We start from the raw sequence: 20,138 nt of genomic DNA, 5'->3' as shown, positions 1-20,138 counted from the left end.
CTGTGGTGATGTCTTGGGAAATGGATCGGTCCTGTTGCGCGTCGCGCGCGCCTTATCCTACAAACGGAGAATGAGTGAAACGATCCATTTTCCGCGGCACCTGATCCTCGCCGGCGCGATGGCGGCCGGCGTGCTGCTGGCGCTGGCGGTGCACATGCTCGGCGCCCGCTATGGGCTCGATCTCGGCGGACTGTGGCAGACTGAAGGCGGCGACTTCATGCCGGCCGGGTCGGCGATCGCCTGGTGGCTGATCGCCACCGTCGGCTTCTCCTCAGGCTATTTCATCGCCAACATCATGCACAGCGCGGTGTCGGGCGAGATCCCCCAGCGCATGCGCAACTTCCTGGTGGTCGTGGGCGTGCTGATCCTCGCCGGCATCGGCCAGGCGATCTCCGGACCGAGCCCGGTGCCCTCGGCGGCCGGCGTGCTGGCCGGCGTCGCTGCGCTCTGCCTCGGCGCCCTGATGGCGTTCTGCGGCGCCAACTTCGCGCTGCGCAAGACCTGACCGGCGGCATCCGGATGCGACAACGCCGCGCGGAGTGTCCGCGCGGCGTTTTGTCTCATCAGGTCTGGTTAAGCGATCAGCTGGCGGCGCGCAGATTGACGGTGGTCTCGGCGAGCTTGGTCAGCTTCAGGTCGGTCGCCTTCTCCTCCTCGAGGGTCTTATGCAGCACGGCGGCGCAGTCGGCGCGACCAAGCTGCTTGGACCAGGCGACCAGGCTGCCATAGCGGGTGATCTCATAATGCTCGGCCGCCTGCGCAGCATTGATCAGCGCAGCATCCAGCACGGCCTTGTCATCCACCTCGCCCGCGACCTCCTCAGCTTCCTCGATGATGCCGTCGATGGCCGGGCAGTCGACCGCCTTGGGCGCGATGCCGAGCATCTTGAACACCTGCTCGAGCCGCGTGACATGCGTCTTCGTCTCGTCCAGATGGGTCAGGAAGCCCTGCTTGAGCTGCCGATCAGTGGCCTTCTCGGCCATCGTGGGCAGCGCTTTGACGAGCTGGTTCTCGGCGTAATAGATGTCCTGCAGCTGATGCACGAACAGGTCGTTCATCGTCTTGATGTCTTTGGTGAAGAGTCCCATTTGCGTGATGTCCTTCCGGGGGTTCGGAACATGGCAGGTCCCTCCCCGACCGATCGTGACCATGTTCGCTTTGCTTGCATGCGGCTAACCGGCGGACAGCGCGGTTGTTCCTGCCCGGCAGGGACGCACCGGCACGGAACCCGCCACGTCGGCGGTACGTTTGCGAGAGCACTTTGCGAGTAACCATTGAGACCGAACTGAGGCAACCGCGGGCGGAGCTATGTGACTGGAGTGTGACAGCCACGCGGGGCGAAGTCGGAGCTGCGTCTTGTCAAGGACTGCACAAAGCGCGCGTTTTGGCTTAAGGAACTGGCAGTCACGGAATGCCCGCCTCATCGATCCATGCTATCGCCCCTCTTCCAAGCTCTACTGCCGCCCCGCCGGGAGGATGAATGCAGCGCCTGCTGACCACGCTCGGGCGTGGCTTCAAGAAATGGATCGGCTGGAAGCGGCTGGGGATTGCAGCAAGTCTTGCGATCATCGCCTTCGCGATCACGACGCTCGTGCGCACCCTGAAGGGCGTCGACGGCGGCGTCATCCTGACCGCACTCACCGAGATCCCGCCCGGTCACATCGCACTCGCGGCCTTGTGTGTGGTCGGCGCGTTCTGCACGCTGACCTTCTATGACTATTTTGCGCTGCGAACGATTGGCAAGAAGCATGTGCCGTATCGCATCGCCGCGATGAGCGCCTTCACCAGCTATTCGATCGGCCACAACATCGGCGCCACGGTGTTCACCGGCGGCGCCATTCGTTTCCGCATCTATTCGGACTACGGCCTCTCCGCGATCGACGTCGCCAAGATCTGCTTCCTGTCCGGGCTGACCTTCTGGCTCGGCAACCTGTTCGTCCTCGGCGTCGGCATGACGCTGCATCCGGCAGCCGCCTCCTCCATGGACCAGCTGCCCCCCGCGGTGAACCGGCTGATCGCGATCGGCTTGCTGGCCGCGATCTTCGCCTATCTCGGCTGGCTCGCCGTGGGCAAGAACCGCCGCCAGCTCGGGCAGAACGGCTGGAAGGTGGTGCTGCCCTCGGCCCAGCTCACGCTGGTGCAGATCCTGATCGGCGTCGTCGATCTCGGCTTCTGCGCTTTGGCGATGTATCTGCTCATCCCCGCTGATCCGGCGATCGACTTCATGTCGCTGTCGGTCGTGTTCATCCTGGCGACCCTGCTCGGCTTTGCCAGCCATGCGCCGGGCAGCCTGGGCGTGTTCGATGCCGCGATGCTGGTGGCGCTGCCGCAGTTCGGCCGCGAACAGCTGCTGGCGACCCTGCTGGTGTTCCGGGTGCTGTATTTCGTGATCCCGTTCGCGACCGCGATTTCCATCATGGGCATTCGGGAACTCTGGCTGAACGTCGTGAAGCCGTGGCAGGAGCGGCGCAGGTTGCAGACGGCCTACGACGATCAGGACACTGCGGAACGTGCGGCTTCGACAGCGGCTGCCGTTCCCCAGCGCATCAAGCGCCACTCGCAGCGTTGAATCGCGCTATAGTCGCGAGGTCCGAGCGGCGCGGTTGAACTTGCGCACCGCTCGCTTATTTCCGCCCCATCCTTGACCTCAATCGTTGCGTGATGACTCGAATGTCTGTTCGCCCGGTGCTCGCCGCCTGCATGCTCGCCGGTGTGCTCGACCTCGTCGCTGCATCGCAGGCAGCTGCGCAGCTCGGCGCAACGCCGCTGCAGATCAGCTGGGAGGTGCGCAACCGCTTCCGCCTGTTCAGGGAGGAACGTGATTTCCTGCTCCATGCCGAGAGCACGCGCGACCGTTCCATCCTTGCGGCCGAACAGGGCTTGGCGGTGCAGAGCGACGGCCGCGGCTGGGCGCGCAACATCGTCAACCGGCTGTGCATCGACCTCGCCGGCCGCGTCAACGAGCCGTGCACCCGCGACAACGTCAAGGAAAGCTATCTGACGCCGATCGACCATCCGGTCACGGTGCGCCTGACCGGCCCGTTGCCGGTCGGCGCGACCTGCGCCTGGTCGTTCGACGACGGCGACGGCCCGCAGACATCGACCTTCGACTGCGCCGAGCCGGTCAATCTGCGCGTCCGCTATGGGCGCCAGACGGTCGCCACCGTGGACGTCTCCAGCGCGGACGGCACCCAGCGGGTCACCACGGGCATTCGCGTGCGCGATGTCTTGATTGCCGGCCTCGGCGACAGCATTGCCGCGGGCGAAGGCAATCCGGACCGTCCGGTCGCGCTCGCCGACGACGGCTTCTGCTTCCGCTCCTATCTCGGCGGCGCCAGCGCGCAATATTATCGCCCGAGCCGCGCCGGCTTCAAAGGCGGTCGCGCCTGCGAGGCGCCGGACACGCTGCAGAACTGGCAGCGCTACAGCGCGGTGTGGTTCAACGCGGCCTGCCACCGCTCGCTCTACAGCTATCAGACCCGGACCGCATTGGCGCTCGCGGTGCGCTATCCGCACGTTGCCGTCACCTATCTGCCGCTGGCCTGCACCGGCGCCACCATCGCCGACGGCCTGTTCGGCAGCCAGCGCGCGCGCGAATGCACGCCCGGCCGCTCGGTCACGACCTGCGCCGGCGGCGTCAACGGCCAGCTCGGCGAATTGCGCGAGGCGCTGACCGCGGCCAAGCGGCGGCAGCCGGACCGGCGGCTCGATCTGGTGCTGCTGTCGATCGGCGCCAACGACATCAACTTTTCCGGCCTCGTCGCCGACGTCATCGTCGAGACGCCGACCGAGCGCACCCTGTTCAAGCGCTCCGGCGTGATCGGCTCGGTCGAGGAATCGCGCAGCGAGCTCGCACGCGATCTGCCGCAGGGCTTCGCCAAGCTCCGCGAGACGCTCAAGCCGCTGGTCGGCGATCTCTCGCGCGTCATCTACACCTCCTATGGCAACCCAGCGCTGAGCCGTCCGGGCACGCCATGCCCCGGCGGTCCCGCCGGGTTCGAAATCCATCCCTCTTTCAATGCCGATCCGCAGCGGCTCGCCAACGTCGCAGGCTTCGTCGAGAACGAGTTCCTGCCGGCGCTGCGCGGGCTCGCGCAATGCACCGCCGGCGTCCTGTGCCGCGATCCGCGCAGCGATCGCATGACCTTCGTCGATGCCCATCAGGCCGCGTTTGCCGATCATGGTTTTTGCGCGCGCTCGCCGCAGGACCCGCCGTTCGACCGCGAATGCTTCTCGCCCGCCGGCGACAGCTTCGATCCGAACATCGTCAGCGCCGGCAACGAACCGCTGCTGTGCGGACGCGGCGCCAGCGAATATCGCCCGTATTGGCCGCGTGCGCGCTGGATCCGCGATGCCAATGACAGCTACTTCTCGGCCATGACCTACCCGCAGGGGCTTCCCGCGGCAATGCAGCCCGCCGACATCCATGATGCGAGCTGGGGCGTGCTGTCGGCCGTCTATGGCGGCGCCGTGCATCCGACCGCCGAAGGCCACGCGGCGATGGCCGATGCCGCGTTTCCGGCGGCAGCCCAGGTGCTCAACCTCGATGCCGCCGAGCCCAGCATCTCGAGCCAGCCGCTGCCGCCAGCGGACGCCGTGCGGCAGTAGTAGCCGCGCCATCGCCCTGCCCTGCGTCGGCTGAGTTGCCCGCCGGGCCGCATCGCGCGACGGCGGCTGGCTTCGACAAGGCCTGATCACACCAAAACGGCCTGCGCCGAAAAACAAAATTTACAAGCCGTCTCAAGCCAATCACCCCTGTCCAGTCCCGCCGGACAAAATTTTTCTATTTCGTTTTTACAGAAAAAATGCTCTGTTGGTGCATCCCGTGCTCATGAGAGGGGCGGTTCGCGGTCGTCACGAACGTGGAGCGCGGGGGGCGGTGGGCGCTTTGGGCCGCAGCATGGCGAAGGTCATGCCGACGAACGGCACGAGGCGCACGGCGAAGTCGTATGGTCCTGGCATCCCGACGCTGGTGCCAAGCGGGTGGTGATGATGATCCGCCCGTGACGGGGGCAAGACAGCCCGGTCCCCGGGGAGAGTACGTATAAGCCGTCAAGCCATCGCGCAGGGAATGCCGGGATGTCTCGGCTGACCTGTGGTTCCTGCCGCCTGCATTTTTTTTCGCAGGCGGGCCATGGGTGCGGCCAGCGCCCGGCATTCCCTGCGCCCTCTCACGATAGAGGGCGTGATGTCGAAGCCATCACTCGGACGCCATGCGCCGCGAGAACGCGAACACATGTGCATGAACGACACAAGTGCATCAACACGGACGAAGACGCTGTCCATGCCTGCTTCATAGTCGTTCGCGCGCAAGCGCGAGCGACGCGTTGACGATGACGTCGCGATGGAGCTGCGAACTACTTCGCCGGGGCCGGCACAGGCTTCTTCATCATCGGAGCTGGCGGCACCTGCTTCGGCACCACGGCAGGCAGCGGCGCCGGCACCGGGGGCGGCAGATATTTGGCGATGATCGCCGGATCGATCTGCGCCATCGCGGTGTCCGGCAGCCGCACCCAGGTCTCGTCCTTGCCGAGCAGCGAGAAGCCGATATAGCCGCGCAAGGTCAGCGACTGGCCGTCGGGAGTCAGCGTCATCTTGGCGCTGTAGATCTTGCCGTCGCGCGGATCCAGCACGTTGCCGTCTTCGTACTTCAGACCGTCGCGTTTCATGTCGCGGATGAAGGAGATGCCGAGCCAGGGCGCGTTCTTGCGATCGTCGGCGCACTTGGCGCAGGTCGGATTCGGCGGATCGTTCGGCTTCGGAAACAGCTTCGCCATCACGCCTTCGAAGGTTCCGTTGTGATCGACGACGAGCACGTAGAGCACGGGCTGGCCGTTCTCGATCTTCTGCCACAGCCCGGCCGCGGAAGGCTCCGCCGCCAGCGCAGGCCGCGTCAGCAGCGCGCCGGCGACGACAAGCGCGCCAACCGCGAGCTTCGCTACACCGGACGCCAGCCGAGGCCGGAGAAACGCATTCAGCATCATCATCTCACCTTGACCAATTCACAAATCGAATGGCCGTACAGTACGGCCGTTTCGAAGACCGTTCCAGCCCATAACAGGTCTCGCGCGCCGGTGAAACCGGCGCGCAGCCGAAACATTCAGTCACAATTGAGTTGGGCCAGGTTCCCGCGCGGCCGTGAATTAGTTCACTCCGAGCTTCTTCTGCAGGCTCGACGACGATGTCGTGTACTGGAACACCAGCCGCTTCTCCGGATACACGTAGCGGTGCGCCTTCTGCGCCATCAACGCGCCCTCGTGGAATCCGCACAGGATCAGCTTGATCTTGCCGGGATAGGTGTTGATGTCGCCGATCGCGAAGATGCCGGGCACGCTGGTCTCGAATGCCGAGGTCTCGACCGGAATGAGATTGTGCTCGAGCGCGATGCCCCAGTCGGCGACCGGTCCGAGCTTCATCGTCAGCCCGAAGAACGGCAGCATCATATCGCAGGCCACGGTCTCGACCGCATTGTCGTTGCCCTTGATCGTGGCGGCGGAGAGCACGCCGTTGGCACCTTCGAGCGCGCTGACCTGGCCGATCCTCAGATCCATCTTGCCGCCCGCAACGAGCGCCCGCATCTGCTCGACGCTATGCGGCGCGGCGCGGAAGTCGTCGCGACGATGCACCAGCGTGATGCGCTTGGCGAGCGGGTGCAGATTGAGCGTCCAGTCGAGCGCGGAATCACCGCCGCCGACGATGACGACGTTCTTGTCGCGGAACTGCTCCATCTTGCGCACCGCGTAGAACACCGAGGTGCCCTCATAGGCCTCGATGCCGGGCACGGGCGGGCGCTTCGGCTGGAACGAGCCGCCGCCGGCCGCGATCACCACGACCTTGCACTCGAACACCTTGCCGGTGTCGGTGGTGACGCGGAAACCGGGATCGCCGATCTTCTCCACCGTGTTGACCATCTCGCCGAGATGGAAGGTCGGGCTGAACGGCTTGATCTGCTCCATCAGCTGTTCGGTGAGGCCGTGCCCCGTCACCATCGGCACGCCGGGAATGTCGTAGATCGGCTTCTCCGGATAGAGCTCGGCGCACTGGCCGCCGACCTTGTCGAGGATGTCGATCAGATGCGCCTTGATATCGAGCAGCCCCAGTTCAAACACGGCAAACAGTCCGCAAGGGCCCGCGCCAATGATCAGCACATCGGTCTTGATCGCTTCGCTCATGTCGCTCTTCTCGTTGGAGACGCCGCTCGACGGATGGCGGCAGATGGCGGTTCGGAATTTGTAGCCAACGGGGCGGTTTCAGGGAAGGCACAAAAGCCGGCCCCTCGTTCGCACGCGGCTTGCAGCGCCGAGCTTAGCGAGGTTTGAAAGCAGCATGAATGATGGAGATCAATCGGTGACAGAGACGGCCCGCCACGACCAGACGCCCGATATCGAGGACTTCCCCTACCGCCTCATGGACAATGTCCGCTTCGGCGACCTCGACCCCAACCAGCACGTCAACAACGCGGTTTATGCGACCTATTTCGAGACCGGCCGGGTGACGCTGATGAAGGACCCGCGCCATGGCCTGACGCAGGAGGGACTGGCCTGGATCATGGTGCGGCTCGACATGCATTTCCGTGCCGAGCTGCGCTGGCCGGGCACGATCGAGCTCGGATTGGGGGTCGTCAAGCTGGGGCGCACGTCCGTGACATCGGAGCAGGTCGTGTTCTCCGATGGCCGCTGTGTGGCCTCGGCCACCGCCGTCATGGTGCTGATCGACGAGGTCACGCGCCGGCCCGCCCCGTTGACGGGCCCGGTCATAGCGGCACTTCGACCTTGGACCCGCCGCGGCGTAACGCTCACGCCGGCGGCCTAGGCCGCGCGGCGAAATTCAGGAGGCAGCAGAGAAAATGCGTGCGAAAGCCGAACGGTCAGGCCTGACGCTCGGGCGTTGCGACGACGAGGCCGTCGAGCTCGTCGGAGACCTTGATCTGGCAGGACAGCCGCGAATTCGGCCGCACCTCGTAGCCGAAATCGAGCATATCCTCTTCCATCGGCGTCGGCGGCCCGACCTTCTCGCGCCAGGCTTCGTCGACATAGACATGGCAGGTCGCGCAGGCGCAGGCGCCGCCGCACTCGGCTTCGATGCCGGGAATGGCATTGCGGATCGCCGCTTCCATCACGGTCGCGCCGTTCTCGATATCAACGGTTCGGGATTCGCCGGTATGGTCGACAAAGGTGATCTTGGCCATGTGTGCTCGTACTGCGCAGGGAATGAGGTCGGGCTGTCCTATAACGGACCGCTCCGCTCCGCGCTAGTGCTGCGGCTGGCCGCTCAGGACGCGCCGAGCATGTCCGAAATGGCCGCGCGGGCCTGCGCCACGGCGGTGCCGAGCCAGGCCAGCGCATCGGCCGGATCGCCCTCGCGCAGCGCCGCTTCGAGGCCTTCGGCGGCATCGGCGACGTCGAGCGCGCCGACGGCGCGGGCGGAGCCCTTGAGGGTATGGGCGACCGCGGCGGCGTCGTCGGGCAGGACCTGCAGCCGCTCCAGGAGACGGACGGCCTGGGTCGAGAACATGCCGAGCACTTCGCGCTCGAGCGCGGTGTCCCCGAGGGTCATCCGTCGCAAGAGGTCGAGGCTGATCGGCCCGTCATCGGGAACCAGCGGGGGCGAAGGCATCCATTCGATCCGTTGCAGGTCGGGAATCATGGCGGCAATCCGGTGCGGCGGGCGCGCCCGGCGCGCCCCTGTGGTAAGCCAAGCACGACAATGGTTAATGCTTTCTTACCGACCCAATTGCCCCGGGTTTGCCGCGATTTTGGCCCGCGTCCGCCCCAATCCCGGCGGAAACGGGAATTTGCAGGACTTGTAAAGTGTTAACGGCGGCGGCTGTTAACGATGATTAAGAATCTCTTAACCACGGCCATTTCTTTCAACAGGCACAGTCAATAGGATGAGCCCCGGATGGAGTGGGCCACCTGGCGGAATTTGCCACCCCTGGTGCCTGCGGAGGGATGCATCCGGTTCGAGCCATTCGAGGGGGCACTCGTGCGCGGCTCGCCGGATCGAAAATATGACGAGGGCTCGGACTCAACATGGCGAACACCCCCAAAAAGGTCAAAGACCCCACTGAAGTTGCGCTATCCGCCATTCAGGAGGCTTTGAACATCAGCGATACGTCCGCGCCGCTGGAATCGCAGGGCTCGGTCCACGCTGACGGGGCCCCGCCGGTCATGCCGACCGGCGGATCCGCTTTCGATTCGTTCGACTCCCGTCCGGGAGTCGACAACCGCAGCCTGGACGACATCGAACCGCCTCCGCTCGCCGTTCGCCGGCCGGCCAATGACGACCGCGAGACGATCGGCCAATTGCTGCAGGCGATCCAGAAGGGCCGCCCGTCGCGCGGAGTCTATACGCTGGCCACCGCGTTCGCCGGCATCTGGATCGTGGGCTGCGCGCTGATCACGATCGGCTTTCTGTCGTCGCTGCAGGCCCTGATCGGCCAGAGCGGCGGCGTGCTGGTGCTGTCCGGCCTCGCGGCCGTGTTCTTTGCCCCGGTCCTGCTGTTCTACTTCCTTGCGAGTCTCGCCTGGCGGGGCCAGGAACTGCGCATGATCGCCCAGTCGATGGCGCAGGTCGCGATCCGCTTCTCCGAGCCGGAAGGCGCCGTCAGCGATTCGATCGTGACCGTCGGCCAGGCGATCCGCCGCGAGGTCGCGGCCATGGGCGACGGCGTCGAGCGCGCAATTGCGCGCGCCGGCGAGCTGGAGACGCTGGTCGCCAACGAGGTCGCTGCGCTCGAACGCGCCTACAGCGACAACGAGGTGCGTATCCGCGCTCTGCTGCAGGACATCGCCCACCAGCGCGACAACCTGGTCGGCCAGGCCGAGCAGGTCCGCAGCGCCATCTCGGGCGTGCAGATCGATCTGCGTCACGACATCGCGCTGATCTCGGACGCGATCGCCTCGCGCGTCGACGAGGTGGCCAAGAGCATCACCGGTGCGCTCGAAGAGCGCGGCGCCCACATCACGGCCGCCCTCGGCAATGCCGGCGACAACATGATCCTCGCGCTCGGCGAGCGCGGCGGCGACCTCCTGGATCGCCTCGAGGAGGCGAGCGCCGAGACCACCCGCGCCGTACTCGACGCGTCCGAGCGCCTGACGACCAGCCTCAACTTCAAGACCGGCCACGTCCATGACGAGTTCGCCGATCTGTCCGATCGCGTCCACGAGATGCTGAACGAGCGCATCGACCGCATCACCAGCGAGTTCGAGCAGCGCACGGCTGCCATCGTCGACGGCATTTCGGTCCGCACCGAGCAGGTCCACGATTCGCTCAAGGCGTCCGGCGAATCGCTGCTGCTGGAGCTCGAGCTGCGCAGCGGAGATCTCGTCACCAAGATCGACGAGGCAAGCCAGCGCCTGTCCGGACACATCGTAACCAGCGGCGAGAAGGCGAGCGAGTCGCTCGACGCCACCGTCAACTCGCTGGTGGCAAAGGTCGTTAGCCAGACCGAGAGCACACACGACACGCTGTCGATGCAGATGAGTGCCTTCGATGAGCTGGTAAAGAACCAGGGCACCGATCTTGCCGAGCGTTTCGCGCGCGACAGCTCGACGCTGGGCGCGCTGATCACCCGCCACATCACCGAATTCGACCGCACCGTGAAGACGTTCGGCGGCGATATCGTCGAGCGCATGGGTCAGCGCACCCAGGAGATCTCGGACAATCTCAAGACCTATGTCGACACGTTCGACACCCGGCTGTCGTCCAACGGCGGCGAGATCACTGCGACGCTCGATCAGCGGCTGACGCAGTTCGAGACCACGCTGCAGGCGCGCATCACCAACTTCGATTCCTCGCTCGAGTCGAAGATCAGGACGTTCGACGACAGCGTCGAGGGACGCCTGAAGACGCTCGAGGAGAACTTCGACAACCGCGCGACGTCGGTCACCTCGACCATCGAAGGAAGCCTCGGCACGCTCTCCAGCTCGATGACCGACGGTGCAGCGCAGGTCCTGCACGCGATCGACTCGCGCCTGACCGTGCTCACCTCCTCGCTCAGCGACGGCACCGACAAGGCGCTGGAGGCGGTCGACCAGCGCATCGTCAGCCTGTCGAACATCATCGACGGCCGCAGCACCGAACTGACGGAGGCTGTCACCGCGCGCTTCCAGGACATCCATCTGGGCATCGAGACCCGGGTCGGAACGATCGCAAACGACATCGACCGGCGCGTCGCCCAGTTCGAGGACCTGCTCGGCTCCCGCGTGGAAGCCGTGGCCGGCCGTATCGAGAGCAGCGGCCGCCAGGCGAGCGACGAACTGATGACGCGGGCCGAGTTGCTCTCTGCCAGCATCAAGTCGCACGTCGAGGACGCCGAGCGCGCGCTGACCACCCTCGTGGTCAACACCAGCGAAACCATCCAGACCGGCGCTCGGGCTGCGCAGCAGGCCCTGATCAACGTCTCGACCGATGTCGGCTCGCAGTTGAAGACCACCTCCACGGACGTCGAGCGCGCGCTCACCAGCGCGGGCAGCGGCGCTGCCACTGCGATCCTGTCGAGTGCACGCGAGGCCCAGGCCACGCTGGTCACGGCCTCCGGCGAGACGGCGAACCAGATCAAGTCGCTTTCGGCCGACGTCGAGCGCACGCTCACGGCGGCGGGCTCGACCACCGCAGAAGCGATCCTCGCGAGCGCCCGCGAGGTTCAGAACACGCTGGTGTCGACCTCCTCCGACGCGGCCAGCCACGTCAAATCGCTCACCGCCGACGTCGAGCAGGCGCTCACGGCCGCCGGTTCGGCGACCGCAGCCTCGATCCTCGCCGGTGCCCGCGAGGTTCAGAACACGCTGGTGTCGGCCTCCGCCGACGCGGCCGATCACGTGAAATCACTCGCCGCGGATGTACAACGCTCGCTGACCGGCGCAGGGACCGCGACCGCCGAGTCGATCACCGCGAGCGCCCGCGATGCCCAGAGCACCCTGCTCGCAGCGTCGAGCGAGGCATCAGAGCAGGTCAAGGCGCTCACCGTCGACGTGCAGCGCTCGCTCTCCATCGCGGGAACCGCCACGGCGGAGGCGATCACGGGCGGCGCGCGCGAGGCACAGACCACGCTCATCGGCGCCTCGTCCGAAGCGGCCAATCACGTCAAGTCGCTGGCGGCGGATGTGGAGCGGACACTCGCTGCGGTCGGCACCAGCACCGCGGCCGCGATCGTCGACAGCGCCCGCGACGTCCAGTCGAAGCTCGTAACCGTCTCGACCGAGGCGGCCGACCACGTCAAATCGCTGGCGGTCGACATCGAGCGTACGCTGTCGTCCGTTGGCGCCGACACGGCGACCTCGATCCTCAACAGCGCGCGTCAGGCCCAGATGTCGCTGACGGCCACGTCGGCCGACACCGCGGCCACCCTCATCGGCAGCGCACGAGAGGCGCAGACGATCCTGACCACGACGTCGACCGAGACCGTTGCGGTGATCGTCGGCGGAGCCCGCGAGGCGCAGGACGTGCTGACCGCGACGTCGACGGACACGGCGGGCCAGCTCAAGGCGATCTCGTCGGAGATCGAGCGCTCCATCAACGCGGTCGCGGCCAACACCACCGACGCGATCCAGAGCAGCGCCCTCAACGCTCAGAGCGCGCTCGTCGCCGCGTCCAACGAGGTTTCGACGCGGGTGAAATCGACCTCGACCGAGATTGAGCGGTCGGTGCTCGCCGCCGGCAATTCGTTCGGCTCCGCCATGACCGGCAAGACGGACGAAATCGTAACCTACGTGCATCAGCAGACCGAGCGGCTGTCGCAGGTCCTCGACGGCAAGCGCGGCACGCTGGTCGAGACGCTCAATTCGAAGACCAACCAGCTCACGATCGAGGTCGATCGCGTCACCACCGACGCGCTGAAGGCGATCGAGGTCCGCGGCCAGGCTTTCGCCCAAGCCGTGAGCGGCAACGGCTCGGAGGTCGCCCGCTCCATCACGTCGGCCGGCGAACTCGCAACGACGGCGATGAGCAAGTCGCTCAAGGAGCTGGAGCAGGCGTCGCGCGCCGCGATCGAGCAGTCTCGCCAGGTCTCCGTCGCGGCGGTCACCGAGATGCAGGAGACGAGCAAGATCCTGCGCACCGACACCGTCGCCCTGTTCGAGCGTCTGCGCGAGGGCAACATCCTGCTGCAGGAAGTGCTGACCGGAGCCCACGACAACCTCAACTCGCTGGAGCGGGCGCTGGTCACCCGTGTGGCCGACTTCGTCACCGCGATGAACGACGTCACCGCGCGCAACGGAACGGCGACGCAGACCCTCGAAGACCAGCTCAACGTGTTCAACGTCAAGACGACCAGGGCGCTGGAAAACCTCAACTCGCTGTCGGGACAGTTCGATGCTCATGGCAAGGCCTTGATCGAGGCCGCGGCCGTGGTCGAACAGAGCAACCGCGATGCGACCGTCTCCGTCTCCGAACGCAAGACGACGCTGGAATCGCTGGTGACCACCATCGATCTGCGCACTGCAGACCTCGACCAGCGCCTGTCGCGCTTCACCACTTTGCTCGACGAGTCGCTCGCCGCCGCCGAGGAGCGGGCGCGCGATATCGCCCGCGTCGTGGCGGAGACCGCGGGTGCCGGCTCGACCGCGATCAGCCGCCAGTTCGAAGCGATCCGCTCCAACGCCGAAGAGGAGCGCCGCCTCACCACCTCGTCGATGCAGGAGATCTACCAGCAGAGCACGCAGGAAGCGGATGCGATGTTCAAGCAATCGGCGGAGAAGTTCGCCACGCTGGTGTCGAGCATGAAGCAGATGGCGGGCGAGATGCATCGCGAGCTCGAGGCAACCCGTAACGAACTGCGCCGTGGCGTGCTGGAGATGCCGCAGGAGGCGGCCGAAAGCACTGCGCAGATGCGCAAGGTCATCGTCGACCAGATCGAAGCCCTGGCGGAGCTGAACCGGATCGTCGCCCATCACGGCCGCGGCCTCGACGTGGTCAGCACGGCGCGCCCGGCCGCCGTCGCGGCGCCCGCGGTCGTGCGCCAGGAAGAACCGGTCGTGGTGGCGGCTGCGGCCGTCGGCGGCCGGCCCGATATGCGCCTGCGCGAGCCGGCCGCGACCAGCGTCACCAACCTGCCGCCTCCGGATCTCGGCATGCAGCAGCCGCCCCCGCCTGCCCCTGCGCCGCGCCGGGTCGAGGCGCCGCCGATGGGTCCGGTGGCCGATCAGAACCGCGACAACTGGCTGTCCGACCTGCTCAACCGCGCCGACAACAGCACGGCAGGCCAGCAGGCGCCGCGCGGCCGCGCACCGGGAGCGCAGCCAGGCAATCCGCTGGAGTCGCTGTCGCTCGACATTGCCCGTCTGATGGATCGCAATCTCGCGGCCGAGATGTGGGACCGCTATCAGCGCGGCGAGACCAAGGCGTTCTCCAAACGCCTCTACACGCCGGCGGGCCAGAAGGCCTTCGACGAGGTCGCCCGCAAATACCGCGCCGACCGCACCTTCAAGCAGACGGTCGACCGTTACATCACCGAGTTCGAGCGGCTGCTCGACGAGGTCGCCCGCGACGACCGCAATCCGCAGGCGTTGCGCGCCCAGCTGACGTCCGAGACGGGGCTCGTCTACACCCTGCTCGCTCACGCCGCCGGACGGCTGGCGTGAGGTGGAGCGAGGCGAATGGTGAGTAGCGAATAGCGAATGGTGGTTAGAGCCAGCCGCGCAGCAAACGACAAAACGGAGGCCGCGAGGCCTCCGTTTTGCTTTTGGAGATGCAATGAAGGCTTCTTCGGTTTCGGCCGTTTCGGCTTGCCGTCGCCGGCATCCCACCGGTGCGATTCAATCAGCAGCCAGCATGCAGCGATGGACAGCGCGCCACCGTCGCGCCCCTCTTCGCTACTCCCTATTCGCCACTCACCCTGTCGTCACCGCCGCCCGCTGGCTGGTGGTGCGGGCGTCGGCTGGGAGGCCTGGGCGTTGCTGGGACTCGCGCTCGCACCGCCAGCGCCGAACAGAACGCGGGTCGGGTTGCGGTCGAAATTGTTCACGGCGCGGCTGATGTCGGTCAGCGTGCGCCGTCCGTCAGCCATCAGCGCCCCCGAGCGCTTGTCGAAATCCTCGGCGAGCTCGCGGATCGACTTCACGGTCAGGAACAATTCGCCGCCGTCCTTGCCGCCGGCCAGCGTGTTGAGACCCAGCATCAGCGTATCCGCCTTGCCCATGATGCCGTCGACGCGGGTCATGACACCGTCGATGCGCTCGGAGTTGCGCGCCAGAGACTGGGTGAAGACCTCGAGATTCTTGAGCGAGTTCTTCACGGCCTCCTGGTTGTCGGCCACCACTCGGTTGATGTTCTGCAGGGTGGCGCGGATCGCCTCGGTGACGTCCTGCAGCCGGGTCGGATCGGCGCGCAGCAGCGGAACGCCGTCCTCGTCCAGCGGCGGCGGCGGCGCGGCCTCTTCACCGCCCTTCAGCGAGATGGCAGCAACGCCGGTGAGGCCCTGGAATTCGAGCCCGACGAGGGTGTCCTTGCGGATGGGAGCGTTGTTCTCGACCATCGCCAGCGCCACGACACGGCGCGGATTGTCGAGCTTGACCGAGATGACCTCGCCCACTCGAATACCGTTGAAATTAACGCTGCCGCCGTTGCGCAGACCGGCCGCCGGCCCTTCGAACACGACCCGCAACGGGCTGCGCTGCTTGGTCGTATGCAGGCTCTGGAACCAGAGGACAAAGCCGATCGCCGCGGCAATCACCGCCAGCGTGAACGATCCGATCAGGACGTAATTCGCCCGCGTTTCCATTACCAACTCCGGTCCCGGCACGTCGCGACGGCAATCCTAACCGCCGCTGCCGTGCGCTCTCGGCTGGCACCGGACCGCGGCACCGACCCCATCAACTTTGTCGCGGGAGTCCCCACCCCGCACGCAACAACAATCGTCCGGGGCCGCATCGCTTTACCCCATCACGGCGCGGGCGCGCTTGCCGTGGAAATACTGCCGGAGCCACGGATGCTCCGAGGCCTGCATGTCGGCCATCGATCCCGCTGCGATGATCTTGCCGTCCCCCAGCACCGCGATGCGGTCGCACGCCGTGTAGAGGCTGTCGAGATCATGGGTTACCATGAAAACCGTCAGTCCCAAAGTGCGCTGCAGGGTCCGGACCAGTTCGTCGAAATCGCCGGCGCCGATCGGGTCGAGCCCCGAGGTCGGCTCATCCAGGAACACGAGCTCCGGATCGAGCGCCAGCGCACGCGCCAGCGCGACCCGCTTGATCATGCCGCCCGACAGCTCGCTCGGGAAACGATCGGCAACATCGGGCCGCAATCCGACCATCACGAGCTTGGCGACCATGATCTCGTCGAGCAGCCGCTGCGAGAGCTTGAGATACTCCCGTACCGGAAACTGGATGTTCTGCCGCACCGTGAGCGACGAGAACAGCGCGCCCTGCTGAAACAACACACCCCAGCGCCGCTCGACGGCGCGGCGTGCGGCGCGATCGGCCGCATCAAGGTCGACGCCGAAGACCTCGATGTGCCCCGACAGCTTCGGCACCAGGCCGATGATGGTGCGGGTCAGCACCGACTTGCCGGCGCCGGACGGGCCGACGAAGCCGAGGATCTCACCGCGCCTGACGTCGAGATCGAGACCGTCGAGCACCCGCGTCTTGCCGAACTGCACGGTGACGTCGCGCACATGAATGATCGGATCGGACACCTCTGCCGGCATGTCACATCCCGACCGCAGCGAAGAAGATCGCAAACACGCCGTCCATGACGATCACGAAGAAGATGCCCTTGACGACCGACGACGTGGTGTGGCGCCCCAATGACTCGGCGCTGCCCTGCACGGCCAGGCCCTCGACGCAGGCCACGATCCCGATCACGGCCGCCATGACCGGCGCCTTGACCAGGCCGACGGTGAAATGATCGATCGAAATCGCATCGCGCAGGCGCAGCAGGAAGGCCTCGGGATCGACGCCGCCATAGAACCACGCCACCAGCCCGCCGCCATAAAGCGCGGCGATGTCGCCGAGGAAGGCCAGGATCGGCAGTGCGATGACGAGCGCCAGCATGCGCGGCAGGATCAGAACCTCGATCGGGTCGAACCCCATGGTGCGCAGCGCGTCGATCTCCTCGCGCATCTTCATGGAGCCGAGTTCGGCGGTATAGGCGCTGCCCGAGCGGCCGGCGATCATGATCGCCACCAGCAGCACGCCGATCTCGCGCAGCACCAGCACGCCGAGCATGTCGACCACGAAGATATCAGCCCCGAACCTGCGGAAATGGAAGATGCCCTGCTGCGCGATGATGCAGCCGATCAGGAAGGTGATCAGCACGACGATCGGCACGGCGCGCCAGCACACCTGCTCGAGATGATGAATGGTCGACGTCAGGCGAAAGCTGCGGGGATGAATGAGCACCCGTCCGCTGGCGACGATCACGGCGCCCAGCATGTCGATCAGCGCGGCGACCGTACCGACGATACCGGCAACGCTGCGGCCGATCTGGCTCAGCATGCCGGTGATGGTCACGTTGGTCGCATCGCCGTCGGGCGCGGCACTGACGCGGCGAACCTCGTCGACCAGGCTGGCGTAGTTTGCCGACAGACCGTCGATCCTGGCCTCGACGGTTCCCGTCGTGAAGCTGCGACGCAGCCGCTCGATCAGCCAGGCGCCGAAGGTGTCGAGCTTGGAAACCTGGGATACGTCGATGGAGACGTCGATCTTCTTGCCAACGAGCTTTTCGGCGTCGGCGACGAGCCGCTCGAGCGACGGCGCAAACGGCGCGGTCCAGGCGCCCGTCGCGCGCAGCGACAGCGCATGTCCCTCCCCGCTCCGTTCCAGAGTAGGGCCGCCGTTCACGACGACCATCCTCGGAGCGGCCAACATCCGCTCATTGCCGAGAAAAATCCCACCGCGTTGCTACCACCTTGTCGGAGACCCACATCAACAGCCATAGTCGGTCGCGTCACGCAAGCCCCCAAAACGGCATTCCGGTTCACAAAGCGCCAGATCTTCAATGACTTCCAACGATTTTCCAATACTCAACGCACATGTCGCGCGGTGGCCGATCGCCGGAAGTTTCACGATCAGCCGCGGCGCCAAGACCGAAGCGGTCACCGTGATCGCAGAGGTGCTACAGGGCGCGACCGTCGGTCGCGGCGAATGCGCGCCCTATCCGCGCTATGGCGAGACGCCCGAGGCCTCCTTGAGCGCCCTGCTCGCGATGCAGGAGGCCGTGGCTGCCGGCCTCGATCGCAACGCGCTGCAGGCGGCGATGCCACCGGGTGCGGCTCGCAACGCGCTGGATTGTGCGCTGCTGGATCTCGAGGCCAAGCGCAGCGGCCGACGCATCTGGGACCTGCTCGGGCGTCGCGCGCCGGAGCCGTGCGTGACCGCCTACACGATCTCGCTCAGCACGCCCGACGTGATGGCCAAGGCGGCCGCCAAGGCGGCGCACCGGCCGCTGCTCAAGATCAAGCTCGGCGGTGACGGCGACGTTGCGCGGATCGCGGCTGTGCGCGAAGCGGCGCCACAATCGCAACTGATCGTCGACGCCAACGAGGCGTGGACCGAGGCCAATCTGGAAGCCAATCTCGCGGCCTGCACCGCTGCCGGAGTCACCCTGGTCGAGCAGCCGCTGCCGGCGGCCGCCGACGAGGCCCTCGGCCGCATCCAGCGTCCCCTCATGGTCTGCGCCGACGAGAGCGTTCACGACCGTAGCTCGCTCGAGGCGCTTCGCGGACGCTACGATGCCGTCAACATCAAGCTCGACAAGACCGGAGGCCTGACCGAGGCGCTCGCGATGGCCGATGCCGCACGCGCGCTAGGCTTCGACATCATGGTCGGCTGCATGGTGGCCACATCGCTGTCCATGGCGCCGGCGATGCTGCTGACACCCCTCGCCCGGTTCGTCGATCTCGACGGTCCGCTGCTGCTGGCCGACGACTGCGATCACGGACTGCATTACGACGGCAGTCTGGTCTATCCGCCCGATGCGGCGTTGTGGGGCTGATGCGTCAGGCTCGGGCGCGCAAACCACATCAGCACGCCGCCAGCTCCCGCCATGCCGGCCATCACGTAGTACACCCCGGGCCCGTAGGCTGCATAAACCGGTCCCGACAGCACCGATGCGGCCGAGCCGACGATGCCACTCGCGGCGGCGTAATAGCCCTGCCCGCGCGCGGTCAGATCGGCCGGCACCTGACGGACCAGCAGGCCCATCGTTCCGACCAGCGTCAGTCCGAAGGTGAAGCCATGGCTGATCTGGACCGCCGCAAGGCCAAGCGCGTGCGGCTCCTGGGCCGTCAACGTCCAGCGCAACACGGCCGCCACCGCGCCGATCACGACCAGACTTGCAGCCGAAAGCGTGAAGCGCGGCGACAGCGCGAACACCACGATCTCGGCGAGCACGCCCATCGTCCACAGCCAGGCGATGGTCAGCCCGCTGAGCCCTTGCGCCGTCCACTCGATGGCGGAAAACGTATAATAGGCCGCATGGCTTCCCTGGATCAGCGCCGAAGACGCGATGATGCACAGGAAGCGCGGACTACCCAGCAGACTGCGCCCGCCCCGAGCCGGACCAATGCTGCGCGGCAACGGAGGCAGCGCCTGGAGCAGCAGGCTGCTTGCGGCTCCGCACAGCGCCAACGAGACGATGATCCAGATCAGCTCAGCCGCCGGGACGATGTCGGCCAATCCACCACACAGCAACGTACCGGCGATGAAGGCTGCCGATCCCCACAACCGCAGGCGCCCATAGTTCAAGCCGTAGCTCAGGACGCCGCGCAGCGCGTAGGCATCCGTCAACGGAACGACGGGAGTCCACAGACTGCAGATCGCCACATAAACGAGGAAGACAAGCCAGGGGCGGTGCTGGAAGCCGAGCACGGCGAAGCCCACCGCGGTGCAGAACGTGGTCAGCCGCATGGCTATCTGCAGCGCCTGTCGGCGCTCGGCGAGCGCGGTGATCACCGGCAGGACGGTGAAACGCGTCACTGCGGGAACCGCGATGATGACGCCGATCCAGGAGGCATCGAGTCCGATCGCCCGTAGCCACACGGGAAAAAAGGGCAGATGGGTGCCCGACAACGCGAACACCGCGCCATAGAACAGCCCCAACCGATCCGCGAATCGACGCGACAATGCCGGTGATGTGGTGGAGATTTGTCGGGACAGTGGCATCAATTCAATTGCGATTCGATCAATATCATGGTGATC

At 66.2% G+C, this 20,138-nt stretch carries 15 protein-coding genes; 6 read left to right on the top strand and 9 right to left on the bottom strand.

What is annotated here, in order from left to right:
* Positions 1–70: 70 nt before the first annotated feature.
* Complete coding sequence (locus tag LQG66_RS35860) at positions 71–505, top strand: hypothetical protein (protein WP_231321037.1); 435 nt, start codon at positions 71–73, stop codon at positions 503–505.
* A gap of 76 nt (positions 506–581) precedes the next feature.
* Here the strand turns inward: LQG66_RS35860 and LQG66_RS35855 are convergent, their stop codons facing one another.
* Positions 582–1,088 carry a YciE/YciF ferroxidase family protein gene (locus tag LQG66_RS35855; protein WP_231321035.1) on the bottom strand — a complete coding sequence of 169 codons (507 nt, stop codon included), beginning with the start codon at positions 1,086–1,088 and terminating at the stop codon, positions 582–584.
* Positions 1,089–1,480: 392 nt separating this feature from the next.
* Between LQG66_RS35855 and LQG66_RS35850 the strand changes: the two genes are divergently transcribed.
* Positions 1,481–2,569, top strand: a complete 1,089-nt coding sequence (locus LQG66_RS35850; protein ID WP_231321033.1) for a lysylphosphatidylglycerol synthase transmembrane domain-containing protein — start codon at positions 1,481–1,483, stop codon at positions 2,567–2,569.
* A gap of 92 nt (positions 2,570–2,661) precedes the next feature.
* Positions 2,662–4,608, top strand: a complete 1,947-nt coding sequence (locus tag LQG66_RS35845; RefSeq protein WP_231321031.1) for an SGNH/GDSL hydrolase family protein — start codon at positions 2,662–2,664, stop codon at positions 4,606–4,608.
* Between the two features lie 749 nt (positions 4,609–5,357).
* On the opposite strand, the gene LQG66_RS35840 is transcribed toward LQG66_RS35845, so the two are convergent.
* Together LQG66_RS35840 and LQG66_RS35835 are read right to left on the bottom strand one after the other, a co-directional pair.
* Complete coding sequence (locus LQG66_RS35840) at positions 5,358–5,981, bottom strand: DUF2147 domain-containing protein (RefSeq protein WP_231321028.1); 624 nt, start codon at positions 5,979–5,981, stop codon at positions 5,358–5,360.
* Between the two features lie 162 nt (positions 5,982–6,143).
* Positions 6,144–7,172: an NAD(P)/FAD-dependent oxidoreductase gene (locus LQG66_RS35835; RefSeq protein WP_231321026.1), complete on the bottom strand. Its 1,029-nt coding sequence runs from the start codon at positions 7,170–7,172 to the stop codon at positions 6,144–6,146.
* Positions 7,173–7,347: 175 nt separating this feature from the next.
* Here LQG66_RS35835 and LQG66_RS35830 point away from each other — a divergent pair, with 175 nt between their 5' ends.
* Positions 7,348–7,812, top strand: coding sequence for an acyl-CoA thioesterase (locus tag LQG66_RS35830; protein ID WP_231321015.1), 465 nt, complete (start codon positions 7,348–7,350; stop codon positions 7,810–7,812).
* Between the two features lie 55 nt (positions 7,813–7,867).
* Here LQG66_RS35830 and LQG66_RS35825 read toward each other — a convergent pair whose 3' ends face one another.
* Positions 7,868–8,188, bottom strand: coding sequence for a 2Fe-2S iron-sulfur cluster-binding protein (locus tag LQG66_RS35825; protein ID WP_231321013.1), 321 nt, complete (start codon positions 8,186–8,188; stop codon positions 7,868–7,870).
* Between the two features lie 83 nt (positions 8,189–8,271).
* Positions 8,272–8,646: an Hpt domain-containing protein gene (locus LQG66_RS35820; protein WP_231321011.1), complete on the bottom strand. Its 375-nt coding sequence runs from the start codon at positions 8,644–8,646 to the stop codon at positions 8,272–8,274.
* A gap of 386 nt (positions 8,647–9,032) precedes the next feature.
* Between LQG66_RS35820 and LQG66_RS35815 the strand changes: the two genes are divergently transcribed.
* Complete coding sequence (locus LQG66_RS35815; RefSeq protein WP_231321009.1) at positions 9,033–14,582, top strand: apolipoprotein A-IV repeat region-like domain-containing protein; 5,550 nt, start codon at positions 9,033–9,035, stop codon at positions 14,580–14,582.
* A 260-nt stretch (positions 14,583–14,842) separates the two neighbouring features.
* Here LQG66_RS35815 and LQG66_RS35810 read toward each other — a convergent pair whose 3' ends face one another.
* From LQG66_RS35810 to LQG66_RS35800, 3 genes are all read right to left on the bottom strand, one after another.
* Positions 14,843–15,721, bottom strand: a complete 879-nt coding sequence (locus LQG66_RS35810; protein ID WP_231321000.1) for an MlaD family protein — start codon at positions 15,719–15,721, stop codon at positions 14,843–14,845.
* A 153-nt stretch (positions 15,722–15,874) separates the two neighbouring features.
* The gene (locus LQG66_RS35805) at positions 15,875–16,645 is read right to left on the bottom strand and encodes an ABC transporter ATP-binding protein (protein WP_231320998.1); all 771 of its coding nucleotides are present in this window, start codon (positions 16,643–16,645) and stop codon (positions 15,875–15,877) included.
* A 1-nt stretch (position 16,646) separates the two neighbouring features.
* Positions 16,647–17,780, bottom strand: a complete 1,134-nt coding sequence (locus tag LQG66_RS35800) for an MlaE family ABC transporter permease (protein ID WP_231328071.1) — start codon at positions 17,778–17,780, stop codon at positions 16,647–16,649.
* Positions 17,781–17,937: 157 nt separating this feature from the next.
* On the opposite strand from LQG66_RS35800, the gene dgcA reads away from it, so the two are divergent.
* Positions 17,938–18,933: an N-acetyl-D-Glu racemase DgcA gene (dgcA, locus tag LQG66_RS35795; protein ID WP_231320996.1), complete on the top strand. Its 996-nt coding sequence runs from the start codon at positions 17,938–17,940 to the stop codon at positions 18,931–18,933.
* Here dgcA and LQG66_RS35790 read toward each other — a convergent pair.
* The gene (locus LQG66_RS35790) at positions 18,903–20,102 is read right to left on the bottom strand and encodes an MFS transporter (RefSeq protein ID WP_231320994.1); all 1,200 of its coding nucleotides are present in this window, start codon (positions 20,100–20,102) and stop codon (positions 18,903–18,905) included. The two genes, dgcA and LQG66_RS35790, sit on opposite strands and share 31 nt — an antisense overlap.
* Positions 20,103–20,138 lie beyond the last annotated feature (36 nt).

This window comes from Bradyrhizobium ontarionense, from assembly GCF_021088345.1.
GTDB classification, from domain to species: Bacteria; Pseudomonadota; Alphaproteobacteria; order Rhizobiales; family Xanthobacteraceae; genus Bradyrhizobium; species Bradyrhizobium ontarionense.
The sequence above is the reverse complement of the archived record's forward strand: the minus strand, read 5'-3'. Positions and strand labels throughout refer to the sequence as shown.